We start from the raw sequence: 13,277 nt of genomic DNA, 5'->3' as shown, positions 1-13,277 counted from the left end.
TTTTAAAGGTATTGCTGTTTATGTTTTATGTGGAGCTAGTGCTCCACATGGTGTGCTCAGTTTAATTAATTATTCTTCTAAGGTACTTAAATCACCTTCGTCTTGTCCTAATGCACGAGCTTTTAAAACTCTACGCATAATTTTACCTGAGCGTGTTTTAGGTAAAGAATCGATAAATTTGACACATTCAGGCATGGCGATTTTCCCCATTTCGGTGCCAACATGGTCGCGTAGTTCTTGTTCAAGGGCTTGATCACCGATTACACCTTCTTGCAAAATTACGTAGGTATGAATAGCGTTACCTTTTAGCTCGTGCGGTAGGCCAATGGCTGCTGCTTCGGTAACTTTTGGATGACTCACTAAAGCACTTTCAATTTCAGACGTGCCTAAACGGTAGCCACTGACTTTGAGTACTTCGTCCATTCGACCAATAACCCAGATATAGCCGTCTTCATCTATTTTTGCGCTGTCACCCGCAAGGTAATGCCATTCGCCATTTTCTTTTTGGGTCCAGTACAAATCTGCATATCGTTGATCATCTTTAAATATGGTTCGTGCCATACCTGGCCACGGGTTTTTTATAATAAGTTTACCTTCTTCATTAGGTGCAACTTCATTACCGTCGTCGTCCATTACTGATATTTCGTTACCAAAGAAAGGTTTGGTTGCAGAGCCCGGTTTAAGAGGGGTAATAGGTAGTGGACAAATCATGAAACCACCTGTTTCGGTTTGCCACCAAGTATCAATAATAGGACATTTGTCTTGACCAATAACATGGTGATACCAGCGCCATGCTTCAGGGTTAATGGGTTCGCCCACACTACCTAATAAACGTAAGCTTGATAGATCGTGTTTTTGTGGCCAGCGCTCACCAAAGCGCATCAAACCACGGATGGCTGTTGGTGATGTATATAAAATATTGATGCCGTATTTTTCAACAATTTGCCACCAACGATTCGGGTAAGGATAGTTTGGTGCTCCTTCGTATAACATGATGGTTGCGCCATTAATTAATGGACCATACACAATGTAACTATGACCTGTGATCCAACCTGGATCTGCAGCACACCACCAACGATCTTGAGGTTTTATATCAAAGGCCATGCGATGGGTAGTAGAGGTATAAACAGCGTAACCACCATGAGTGTGTTGCATACCTTTAGGTTTACCTGTTGTGCCTGATGTGTACAGGATAAAGAGTGGATCTTCAGCTGAGGTTTTTTCTGTTTCACATTTAGGGCTAGCGATAGGTAAGGCTTGTAAGTCGTGCAACCAAAAATCGCGAGAAGGCTCCATTTCTACATCAAGTTTGTTATTTTTTACACAAATACATACTTCAATTGATGGGGTACGTTCCATTGCATCGTTAGCAATGCTTTTAAGATTGATTTGTTTACCTCGGCGCCAGCCTCCATCAGCCGTAATTAATACGCGAGAATGAGCATCGTCAATACGAGATGCCAGAGCATCGGTACTAAATCCTCCATAAACTACTGAATGGATAGCGCCAATTTTGGCACAAGCAAGCATAGCAAAAATAAGCTCTGGAATTTGTGGCATATAGATAGTGACGATGTCGCCTTTTTCTACACCCATACTTTTTAATACATTGGCAAACTGACAAACTTCGCGGTTTAAACCATTGTATGAATAGTTACGTACTTGGCCGTTTTCGCCTTCCCAGATAATGGCCATTTTGTTGCGGTTAGCATTTTCAAGATGGCGGTCTACAGCGTTATGTACAATGTTTATTTCTCCGCCATCAAACCATTTATAAAAAGGCGCGTTGCTGTCGTCTAATACGCTGTCCCATTTTTTATACCAGTCTAGGGTTTCTGCTTGTTCAGCCCAAAAGCCTTCACGATCGTTAATTGAATAGTTATACATAGCTTCGTAATCGCTTACGTTTGCTTGAGCGATAACTTCTTCACTTGGATAAAAAATGTCAGATTTATTTAACTCGTTCATGAGTTGCCCCTTTACCGCTAAAATTTTAGCTAATGAATAGTTTGAAATTACCCAATAAACTAAACATTTCTTTGGCAATTGAATATTAGACCTAAGTCTACAATTTCATAAAAGGGGCTATGACTTTAGTCTAATAGCAAATCAATTAGGGGGTTTAAAGTAATAGGTCAGACAGTGTTACTTTATTGGGGCTTGCCATAGCATTAACTTGTGCCATAAGTAGTTCAGCAGTGGCTATAGCATCGTTTAAGGCATTATGTGCATAGTGTTCAGGTAGTTGATATTGATATCGTAATGCCGATAAACGTAAGGTGGAAGGATCGTAAGCAACGTCTCGGTTATCTAATCGTTTTTTTGCCACCATTAAGGTGTCTATCATTGGAAACACGGGGGCGATGCCATAAAGGTTTATGCAAGCTTGTTGTAAAAATTCACGTTCAATTCTGGCAAAGTGTACCAACATGACTTTACCTGTAAGTGCTTTTAATAATGTTTCAACAACCACTCTAAGTGGCTCACCTTGATCCTTTTGGCTATCGGTAATTTGATGAATAGTGACATTGTCTGATTTTAATCGACCTTTGCTGCGAACTATTTGATGATAACTACTTTTTAGTGGAATTTTATTAGCAAATAAATCGACAAAACCAACACTTAATAATTTATCTTTTTTAGTATGTAAACCGGTTGTTTCAAAGTCGACGGATAAAATAGGGGTGTCTACAAATAATTGTTTTTCATCAGGAAAGGGGACAGATAAAAAATCATGCAAAGGTCCTGCAGGCGTGCGTTTTAATAGGCGTTTTCTTTTTGCTTCATAGCCAAATATGTTGTTGAAAATCATTAACTCAAGCCCCTAATATGACGTTTGTCTAACGTCTTGCATGGTTTTTATGACTTTAAATGCGTCTTTAAGATGCTCTCTTTCTAATTTAGATAACGCTTTGGGTGGCAATAAGTTATTAGGTTTTTTGTTATTTTGCATTCGTGTTGATTGGTTTTGCATACGTAGCATAGAAATAAATTCGTAAGCATCAATTAGGTTTGCCGCAGATTCTTTTGTTAATGACCGTGAACCGGCTACTTTTTTTAATCGTTCTATGGTGTTTGTTGCACTAACGCCTTCTGCTAACGCATAAATTCTAGCAAGGTCAACAATAGGCGCTATGCCGTTATGTTTAAGATCAAGTACCGATTTATTTTCTCCGTCATGTTTTAAAACAAAGTCTCTAAAAAAACCTAGAGGTGGTTTTAATCTTAAGGCATTTTTTGATAAATGAGCGATAAATAGGGTGCTGCGTTTGGTTTGTTCTAACATGCTATTACGCACGCTTTCTAATAACGACGCATCGCCATACACTGTGGTTAAATCAAAAAAAACGCTGGCGTTTAATAAGGCTTCTGAACTTGGTGTGTTTACCCATTTGTCGAAATAACGATGCCATATTTTTTGAGGTTGCCGCCATTTTGGGTTGGTAGCCATTATATCGCCAGGGCAATAAATAAAGCCACAGGCGGCTAAGCCATCAGAAACAAAAGTGGCTAAGTCAAAAAACCAGAATTCGTCTTCGTGCTTCATGTTGTCTGAAATGATCAAAGCATTGTCTTGATCTGAATGAGCAAATTGTTCTTGGCGTGCTTGCGAACCTGCCGCTAACCATGCATAAGGAACAGGAGGAGGACCTAATAGTTTTTCAGCCATTTCAATTAAACGAATAGTAAAAGCCATGGTAATAGCACTAATACTTTTACCCACATGATCGGATGTTGTACCTAGTTTAGCCATACGTATTTGTAGTTTAGGTAGCATTTTACTTATTTTAGCCAGTTCACTTACGGTAGTCGCTTTATGAATAATACTGGTTAAGTTAACGGCGTTTTGGCCTTCGTAATTCATTAAGTCGGTCACGGTTACCATGCCTTCAAGTTGGCCTTTATTGGTTACGGGTAAGTGATGGATATGTTTACTTGTCATAACCATTAACGCGTCGTAGGCATTGCTATTTATATCAATAGTGATTGGGTTTTGGGTAATAATATCGGTAATAGGTTGGCTAAAAGGTAGCCCTTGAGCAACACAGCGCCGACGAATATCTTTATCGGTCACTATGCCAATAAAATTGTCGTTATCTAAAACGATCAAGCAAGAGTAGCCGAGATCTGTCATTTTAATTGCGGCTTGTTGAATGGTACTTTTATGAGAAATACTAGCCACTGGCGTGTGATAAAAGTGTGTTATAGGGGTATTTGTTAATGATGAAGAAATAATAGCGTCTTCATTAACTCGGCTCATTTTTTTGTGTAAACGCTGTTCGGCACTTTGCTCAAAAAAAGCAATAACATCAGGAAACGCATGCAACATTTCTTGTAATACAGGATATGACAATGCATACAATAACGTATCTTCTTTACTGCATAGTCTTATATTTATACTGGTTTGAGAATGGCAGTAAAGCGTACAAATATCACTTTCGCTAAACATACCGAGTAGTTCATTGCTGGCTGAGTAATAACTTAAAGCGCCTTTTCTTATAACGAATAAGGTTTCAGTGTCTAACGTATCGGGTGTTATGTCTTCTTGCTTGCGTAAATAACAAATATCTATTTCTTTTACGACCATCTCTAACTGAGTGTCAGGTAGTAAGTCAAAGGGCGGTATCGCTTTAATAAATCCGCAAATATCGGCGAGTTCGTTGCTCATATTATACTATCCTAGATAACGTTACCTATGTTTTAGGGCAGTAGCTCTACGTAGTCAACAATAATCCACCCGCTTTAGACTAAAGTGTAATACTCCAATTGAAAAAAGCTTTGTTTGTATAGTACAAAGCTCTTATTAGGGTCTGTTGACCTTTAAGATATGATTTGCAGCAGTCTGTTTGATTTTATTTTTATACGAGACATAGTGATGGATGTGTGGTCGTTCCACATAAAATCACTATAACGATGTAGAAAGATCAACAGACCCTAGTATTTTGGATAAAGCAATTTTCATCAATATTATCGCCAATTTGGCGTTTATTTATTTGTATTGAAGGTGGTTATTTTACTTGTTGTTGAAAATGACTTTGCTATAATATCGCAGCAAATTTTATGCTTACTGCATTATCATCGTTTTTATTGTTCTTTATTGTGTAAAATCATTAACGAATGCGATAGAACGAATTATATTTGGCTGGTTATCTAATCATTAAGGTTTTCTCGTTTGAGTTTACAACATTATCTGCAAGGAAAATCGGAATCTACGAGCAGTGGATTACGTTTTAGTATGCGTTCAATTGTTGTTGAAGATAAATTAATATCTGCCTTTTCAATTTTGCTTATTTCTACTTTGATGTTTTTTAATATTTTTTTTGAAAATATTAACGAATTAACTCACTTATTAAATGATGAGGCTTTATCTGAGTCGCTTCTCGTTAATATAGTCAGTTTTTTTGGTAGTTCATTAATGCCGAGCCAATTACTCATTGGTTTATGCTGGTTAGTCTTTTTATTTTTCCCCGCACGTCGTGCTGGGATTGTATTACGTAAAACGGTTTTTGCTTTCTGCGAAATCTTACAATCTTTTATTTTTTTTAGTCCTCATGGATCTCGTGCCCCTCCTCAAATAAAGGGTTAATCGCAAACTGACACTTAGCTGTTTAGTTTCTGCATATCTTTACTTTGATATTCGTGTTATTGCGATTTACTCAACCTAATTAAATTTTCTATTTTTTTAATCATTAACCTTTGTAGTTAATGATGGGATTTATTTGAAAATTTTTTATAACTTGTTGTTTTTTTTTAAATTTAAAAACAACACATTTTTAAATTTAGGTTATATCAATTTACTTAATTAAAGATTAAGAATTGCTCATTGTAATGAGCTGTTCTGATTGCTTGTTATGTGAATGGGTATTAATAGGATAGTCCATTGTTAATTCGAAACTTTTGTAATATTGCTATCGCTAGTACAGTACTGACATTGTCTGGCTGTAAAGGTGGAATACTCGATCCAAAAGGACAAATAGGCATTGATGAAAAAAACTTAATCATCATAGCAACTGTGCTTATGTTACTTGTCGTGATCCCCGTTATTGTGATGACTGTATATTTCGCATGGAAATACAGAGACACACAAACTCATGAAATTTATGCTCCAAAATGGGCTCACTCCAGCAAAATTGAAGCTGTTGTTTGGGCTGTTCCTATTGTAATTGTTGTTATTTTAGGTGTGATTACCTGGCAATCTACGCATAGCTTGGATCCTTATAAACCTATTGAAGGTAAAGGTAAGCATCTGACTGTTGAGGTGGTGTCATTAAACTGGAAGTGGTTATTTATTTATCCTGAGCAAGGTATTGCAACGGTGAATGAATTGGTTTTTCCAGCGAATGTGCCTGTGGAATATAAAATCACCTCTGAAAGCACAATGAACTCGTTTTTCATTCCGCAATTAGGTAGTCAAATTTATTCCATGGCTGGAATGCAAACCAAGTTGCATTTGATTGCTAATGAAGCCGGTACTTTTGAGGGGTTTTCGGCAAATTATAGTGGTGCTGGTTTCTCTGGAATGAAGTTCGATGCTATTGCAACACCTACTCAGGCAGACTTCGATAAATGGGTCAGTAATATTAAAGCGCATGGCAACAAATTAACGAAAGAGAATTATTACGAACTAGCTAAAGCCAGTAAAAATAATCCTGTAACTTATTATGGCGATGTCGATGAAGGGTTATTTCATACCGTTATGATGAAATATATGGAGGATATGTCGGGGATGAAAGGTATGCCTAAAGCGCTAACTTCACATGAATCTAAATCTCATAAAGCTATATCTCATCAATCAATGGATTCAATGGCAATGCCTGCACATTCAACATCATCTCTTACTCAAGGCGAGGAATAACAATGTCATTTTTAGGCAAATTATCTTTAGATTCCATTCCATTCCATGAGCCGATTCTTATGGTGACTATAACGGGCATTATATTAATCGGACTTATTATTTTCGGGTTAATTACCAAGTATAAAAAATGGGGAGTATTGTGGCGCGATTGGATCACCTCTGTTGATCATAAACGTTTAGGTGTTATGTACATATTACTTGCGTTAATCATGTTATTCCGTGGTTTTAGTGATGCTATTATGATGCGTTCGCAATTAGCGCTGGCTACTAATGGTGCCGCAGGTTACTTACCACCAGAGCATTATGATCAAATCTTTACCGCTCATGGCGTTATCATGATTATTTTTATGGCGATGCCATTTATGATTGGTTTAATGAACATTGTTCTGCCATTACAAATTGGCGCGCGTGATGTTGCTTTTCCATTTTTAAATAATTTAAGCTTTTGGTTAACAGCCAGTGGCGCCATTTTAATTAATATATCACTTGTTTTTGGTGAGTTTGCTAAAACAGGTTGGGTTGCTTATCCACCACTTTCGGAGCTTTCTTTTAGCCCTGGGGTTGGTGTCGATTATTATATTTGGGCCTTACAAATATCTGGACTTGGTACGTTATTAACGGCAGTTAACTTTTTAGTGACTGTATTTAAAATGCGAGCGCCAGGTATGACCTTGATGAAAATGCCTATTTTTACTTGGACATGTACTTGGGCCAACATTTTAATCGCTGCGTCCTTCCCTATTTTAACTGCTGTATTGGCGATGTTAACGCTGGATCGTTATCTTGGTTTTCACTTCTTTACTAATGATGGTGGCGGTAATGCCATGATGTATATCAACTTGTTTTGGGCATGGGGCCATCCTGAGGTATATATTTTAGTTTTACCTGCTTTTGGAATTTTTTCTGAAGTTATTTCTACTTTCACTGGTAAACGTTTGTTTGGTTATAAATCAATGATTTATGCAAGTGGCGCTATTTCAATTTTAGGTTTTATTGTTTGGTTACATCATTTCTTTACCATGGGTTCGAGCGCTAATGTGAATGCCTTTTTTGGTGTGATGACTATGGTGATAGCCGTACCCACTGGTGTGAAACTATTTAACTGGCTATTTACTATTTATCGAGGTCGATTACGTATTTCAGCCCCAGTATTATGGACATTAGGTTTTATGGTGACTTTCACCGTAGGCGGTATGACTGGTGTACTGTTAGCAATTCCTGGTGCTGATTATGTTTTACATAATAGTTTGTTCTTAATCGCGCATTTCCATAACACCATAATTGGTGGTGCTGTATTTGGCTACTTGGCTGGTTTCGCATTCTGGTTCCCTAAAGCAATGGGTTTTAAACTTAATGAACGTTGGGGGAAAGCCTCTTTCTGGTTCTGGATTATTGGCTTTTTTGTTGCGTTTATGCCGCTTTACGTATTGGGCTTCTTAGGCATGACACGTCGTTTAAATCAAACCAATAACCCTGATTGGAATATTTGGTTATACATTGCAGCAGGTGGTGCAGTGATCATTATGTTCGGTATTATTTGCCAAGTTATTCAATTGTACGTGAGCTTTAGAGATCGTGAAGCGCTTGATGATAAAACAGGTGATCCTTGGAATGGTCATACCCTTGAATGGGCAACATCGTCACCGCCACAGGCTTATAACTTCGCACAAATTCCACATGTTGATGATATTGATATGTGGACTGAGATGAAAGAAAAAGGGCAAGCCTACCAATCTAAAGAAAGCTATAGCGCAATTCATATGCCTAAAAATACATCTGCAGGAGTATTCATGGGTGCGGCTTTAACAGCTTTTTGTTTTGCGATGATTTGGAATATATGGTGGTTAGCTATTGTTGGCTTTGTGAGTGCTATTGGTATTTTTATTAAACGTTGTTACTGCAATGATGTTGATTATTATGTGCAACCTGAAGAGATAGCTGAAACAGAAAAAGCCTATAACTTAAGTGGTCGTGAAGGAGTAAAAGCATGAGTACACTTGCTGCAGATTTAAAGATTGTAAATATAGTAAGTGGCGAATCACAGTCACTCACTCATGATGAACACCATGATACCTCTGGTGACACCGTTTTTGGTTTTTGGTTATACCTCATGACGGATTGTTTATTGTTTGCTTCATTTTTTGCTACTTATGCTGTGTTGTTTATGAATACTGCGGGTGGTGTTTCGGGCAAAGATATTTTTGAACTCGATTTTGTGGCAGTAGAAACAGCCGCATTACTGGTGAGTAGTATTACTTTTGGTTTTGCCATGATTGCCGCTCAAGGGCAAAAGAAAGCGTTAACCTTAATGTGGTTAGTGATTACTTTTTGTTTAGGTGCGGTGTTTATTGGTATGGAAGTGTACGAGTTTCATCACCTAATTGTACATGGGAATGGCCCGCAACAAAGCGCTTTTTTAACCTCTTTTTTCTCATTAGTTGGCTTACATGGCTTACATGTAACAGCAGGTCTAATTTGGATGACCATAATGATGATAGAAGTTTCTAAACGTGGCTTAGGCAAAGCAACAGTAACGCGTTTAAGTTGCTTAAGCCTATTTTGGCACTTCTTAGATATTGTGTGGATTTGTGTATTTACTGTTGTTTATTTAATGGGAGCAATGTAATGAGCTATAACGAAATACACCATGATGAAGCACACCATAGCGCATCACACGGTAGTGTAAAAACTTACCTCATTGGGTTTGTTTTATCTGTGATTTTAACGGCTATTCCATTTTATATGGTAATGAGTGGCGACTTTTCGAAGATGACAACGCTATGGAGTATTGTAACTTTAGCTATTGTTCAAATTGGAGTGCATTTAAAATACTTTTTACATCTTAATTTTATAACTGAAGATGGGAGAGCAAGTAGCTTTTCATTTTTATTCAGTGCCTTGATTATTGTTATGGTCGTTGGCTTATCGGTTTGGATCATATACGAATCAAACGCAATGATGATGTATTAATTTAATGGATAATATACTCATAACCATTCAAGTGCTCTGAAATAGCCTCTTGATTGGTTACGGGTATATACCTTGCGATAAAAATATATTTGCAAGGTCGATGCTTGTTAATACATTGGTAAATAAGAGGTTAAAGATGTTTCGTTGTTATTGGAGTGTAACCAAACCCGGCATAATTATGGGGAACCTTATTAGTGTTACGGGGGGATTTTTACTGGCTTCTCGTGGTGAGATCGACACATGGCTAATGGTGGCTACTTTATTAGGTTTATCCTTTGTGATTGCCTCGGGTTGCGTCATTAATAATGTGATTGATAGAGATATCGATATTAAAATGGCGCGTACTCGTAAGAGGGGGACAGTAACTGGCGAAATATCTGGGATGACGGCTTTATGTTACGGGATTGTGTTGGGGATAATCGGTTTTGGTTTACTGATGGCTTATACCACATCAGCTGCGGTATTTTTTGCCCTATTTGGATATGTTATTTATGTTGGAGTTTATAGTCTATACATGAAACGACATTCTATTTACGGTACGCTTATTGGTAGTTTATCTGGTGCTGTGCCGCCTGTTGTTGGTTACTGTGCGGTAACGGGGCAATTTGATATGGAAGCTTTAATATTATTAGTTATGTTTAGTTTATGGCAAATGCCACACTCTTATGCGATTGCTATTTTTCGTTTTAAAGATTATCAGGCAGCTAATATTCCCGTGTTACCTGTGGCAAAGGGAATTGATAAAGCCAAACGTCATATCGTACTTTACATTGCTATTTACGCGCTAGTTGTAATGTTGCTGCCAATTGGTGGTTATACAGGAATGGCATTTATGGCGGTTGCTTGTACCACGAGTTTTTGGTGGTTATTAATGGCATTACGCGGTTATCGCCGTGATATTGATATTATTGGCTGGGCACGACAAGTGTTTGCTTTTTCGATTGTAAATATTACAGCCTTGAGTATTGCGATGGCGGTGGATTATCAAATAATGGTACCGAATATTGCCCTAATCACATTTTCATAAATTAAGATTCACAGTCCCTTATTTTGAATTAGAGGGGCTGCTCTTAGCTTTCATTTTTAACTCAACCTCCCTATGTCGGCTAATTTGTTGTTCATATTTTATTTCCTATCAAATAATTCCATTTGTATTTAAGTCTATTTTTATTAAGCAAATCAGCGTGTCTATTAGCCATGCAGCGCAGTATTAGGCAATAAATGAGTTTTATTGGTATCCGCTCACCAACAGTAATCCATAGGGTTTAGACTAAAGTGTAATACTCCAATTGAAAAAAGCTTGTTAGTGTTGAACATAGATAGGCTTAGTATTCACCTGACTTTAATGAGTTACTCATTAGGAGCTAATTATGAATCTTTGACCTTTCTCAACATACATAAGCTGTTAACTAAGCGTACAAAAATAATAAACGCTCAATCGCTAGGAGAAAATGATGGAAGGTGAAACTACATATTGGCAGGAAAATCTGCGCTTAATATTTATTAGTCTTGTTATTTGGTTTGTCGTCTCATTTGGTTTGGGCATATTACTTGTCGAACAGTTAAATGAATTTCGATTAGGCGGATACAAACTAGGTTTTTGGTTTGCACAACAAGGATCAATTTATACATTTGTTGCTTTAGTTTTTTGGTATTCATCAAAAATGAATGCTCTTGATAAAAAATATAAGGTGGAGGAGTCGTAATGGATGAGTTAAAACTATATACCTATATCGCTGTATTTGGCTCATTTGCTTTATATTTTGCTATTGCTTGGTGGGCGCGAGCGGGTTCTACCAGTGATTTTTATGTTGCAGGGGGAGACATAACACCGTTACAAAATGGTATGGCAATTGGTGCCGATTGGATGAGCGCCGCGTCGTTTATTTCAATGGCAGGTTTAATTGCTTTTTTAGGGTACGGTGGTTCAGTATTTTTAATGGGCTGGACGGGCGGTTATGTATTACTCGCCATGCTTTTAGCTCCTTACATGCGTAAGCACGGTAAGTTTACGGTTCCAGAATTTATTTCAGATCGTTACTACTCAAAAACAGCACGTATTGTTGCTGTAATTTGTTTAATTATCGCTTCGTTAACTTATATCATTGGTCAAATGAAAGGTGTAGGTGTTGCTTTCTCTCGCTTTTTAGAAGTTGATTACGGCTTGGGCTTAGGTATAGGTATGGCTGTAGTTTGGGTATACGCGGTACTAGGTGGTATGAAAGGTATTACTTACACGCAGATTGCTCAATACTGTGTATTAATTTTTGCTTATACCATTCCTGCTGTATTTATCTCATTACAATTAACAGGTAACCCCATTCCACAATTAGGTTTAGGTTCTACACTTGCTGACGGTAGTGGTGTTTATTTACTTGATAAACTTGATATGGTTGTTACTGATTTAGGCTTTAAAGAATACACCACTGACAACATGGGCGGCACGTTAAACATGTTCGCCTATACTATGTCGTTAATGATCGGTACTGCGGGTTTACCTCATGTAATCATGCGTTTCTTCACGGTTCCGTCTGTGCAAGCTGCACGTTCATCAGCCGGTTATGCGTTAGTATTTATCGCATTACTTTACACAGTTGCTCCAGCTGTTGGTGCAATGGCGCGTTTAAACCTAATGAATACTATTGAACCTGCTGCGGGTCAAAACCTTGAATACGAAGCACGTCCACAATGGTTTAAAGATTGGGAAACAACGGGCTTATTGAAGTTTGAAGATAAAAACGGCGATGGCAAAATTACTTATGTAGCAGACGCTGAAAAGAATGAAATGGTTAAAGTTGACCGCGACATTATGGTACTTGCTAACCCAGCTATTGCTAACTTACCTAATTGGGTTATTGCACTAGTCGCTGCTGGTGGTTTAGCTGCCGCACTATCAACCGCCGCAGGTTTATTGTTGGCGATATCCTCCTCTATCTCCCATGATTTAATGAAAGGGGTGTTAACACCAGACTTGTCTGATAAAAACGAGTTACTCGCGGGGCGGATTGTAATGACAATTGCTATTCTGATCTCCGGTTATCTCGGGCTGCATCCTCCTGGCTTCGCCGCCGGAACCGTCGCCTTAGCATTCGGTTTGGCTGCCTCGTCAATATTCCCTGCATTAATGATGGGTATATTCGCTAAGAAAATGAGTGGTACTGCTGCTGTATGGGGGATGTGTTCTGGTATCGGTGTAACTATGTTGTATGTATTCCAACATAAAGGCATCATGTTTATTCCGGGTACGTCGTTCTTAGGTGATATGGGCCCAGATTGGTTCTTCGGTATTTCACCTAATGCGTTTGGTGCTGTTGGCGCTCTTGTAAACTTCGCGGTAGCATTTATCGTGGTAAGATTTACTGGTCCAGCTCCAACTCATATCCAGGATATGGTTGATAACTTCCGTAGCCCTTATGGTAAAATTGAAACTGCACACGATCACTAATGTTTC

At 38.1% G+C, this 13,277-nt stretch carries 11 protein-coding genes; 8 read left to right on the top strand and 3 right to left on the bottom strand.

The features are described from left to right. Window positions 1–69: 69 nt before the first annotated feature. The 3 genes from acs to AC0L5Q_RS10995 form a co-directional block, all read right to left on the bottom strand. Window positions 70–1,968 (bottom strand): acetate--CoA ligase, encoded by a 1,899-nt coding sequence (acs, locus tag AC0L5Q_RS11005; RefSeq protein WP_473607813.1) that lies wholly within the window; start codon window positions 1,966–1,968, stop codon window positions 70–72. A gap of 154 nt (window positions 1,969–2,122) precedes the next feature. Further along, window positions 2,123–2,812, bottom strand: a complete 690-nt coding sequence (locus AC0L5Q_RS11000) for an exonuclease domain-containing protein (protein ID WP_473607809.1) — start codon at window positions 2,810–2,812, stop codon at window positions 2,123–2,125. A gap of 12 nt (window positions 2,813–2,824) precedes the next feature. After that, the gene (locus AC0L5Q_RS10995; protein WP_473607807.1) at window positions 2,825–4,669 is read right to left on the bottom strand and encodes a putative nucleotidyltransferase substrate binding domain-containing protein; all 1,845 of its coding nucleotides are present in this window, start codon (window positions 4,667–4,669) and stop codon (window positions 2,825–2,827) included. A gap of 504 nt (window positions 4,670–5,173) precedes the next feature. Between AC0L5Q_RS10995 and AC0L5Q_RS10990 the strand changes: the two genes are divergently transcribed. From AC0L5Q_RS10990 to AC0L5Q_RS10955, 8 genes are all read left to right on the top strand, one after another. Continuing rightward, window positions 5,174–5,587 (top strand): hypothetical protein, encoded by a 414-nt coding sequence (locus tag AC0L5Q_RS10990; RefSeq protein WP_473607804.1) that lies wholly within the window; start codon window positions 5,174–5,176, stop codon window positions 5,585–5,587. A gap of 294 nt (window positions 5,588–5,881) precedes the next feature. After that, on the top strand, window positions 5,882–6,856 hold the full coding sequence (cyoA, locus tag AC0L5Q_RS10985) for a ubiquinol oxidase subunit II (RefSeq protein ID WP_473607800.1): 975 nt from the start codon (window positions 5,882–5,884) through the stop codon (window positions 6,854–6,856). 2 nt (window positions 6,857–6,858) lie between these two features. Next, the gene (gene cyoB, locus AC0L5Q_RS10980; protein ID WP_473607797.1) at window positions 6,859–8,847 is read left to right on the top strand and encodes a cytochrome o ubiquinol oxidase subunit I; all 1,989 of its coding nucleotides are present in this window, start codon (window positions 6,859–6,861) and stop codon (window positions 8,845–8,847) included. Then, window positions 8,844–9,482: a cytochrome o ubiquinol oxidase subunit III gene (cyoC, locus tag AC0L5Q_RS10975; protein ID WP_473607793.1), complete on the top strand. Its 639-nt coding sequence runs from the start codon at window positions 8,844–8,846 to the stop codon at window positions 9,480–9,482. The genes cyoB and cyoC overlap by 4 nt, the downstream gene beginning before the upstream one ends. Next, complete coding sequence (cyoD, locus tag AC0L5Q_RS10970) at window positions 9,482–9,826, top strand: cytochrome o ubiquinol oxidase subunit IV (protein ID WP_473607790.1); 345 nt, start codon at window positions 9,482–9,484, stop codon at window positions 9,824–9,826. Before cyoC ends, cyoD begins: the two co-directional genes overlap by 1 nt. 136 nt (window positions 9,827–9,962) lie before the next feature. Further along, on the top strand, window positions 9,963–10,853 hold the full coding sequence (gene cyoE / locus AC0L5Q_RS10965; protein WP_473607786.1) for a heme o synthase: 891 nt from the start codon (window positions 9,963–9,965) through the stop codon (window positions 10,851–10,853). 427 nt (window positions 10,854–11,280) lie between these two features. Continuing rightward, entirely contained in the window at window positions 11,281–11,532 is a 252-nt protein-coding gene (locus AC0L5Q_RS10960) for a DUF4212 domain-containing protein (RefSeq protein WP_473618290.1), read from the top strand. Continuing rightward, window positions 11,532–13,271 carry a sodium:solute symporter family protein gene (locus tag AC0L5Q_RS10955; RefSeq protein ID WP_473607784.1) on the top strand — a complete coding sequence of 580 codons (1,740 nt, stop codon included), beginning with the start codon at window positions 11,532–11,534 and terminating at the stop codon, window positions 13,269–13,271. Before AC0L5Q_RS10960 ends, AC0L5Q_RS10955 begins: the two co-directional genes overlap by 1 nt. The last annotated feature ends 6 nt before the right edge of the window (window positions 13,272–13,277 follow it).

It is taken from the genome of Pseudocolwellia sp. G5-9, assembly GCF_055808995.1.
Note: the sequence above shows the minus strand (reverse complement) of the source record. Positions and strands in the feature narration are given on the sequence as shown.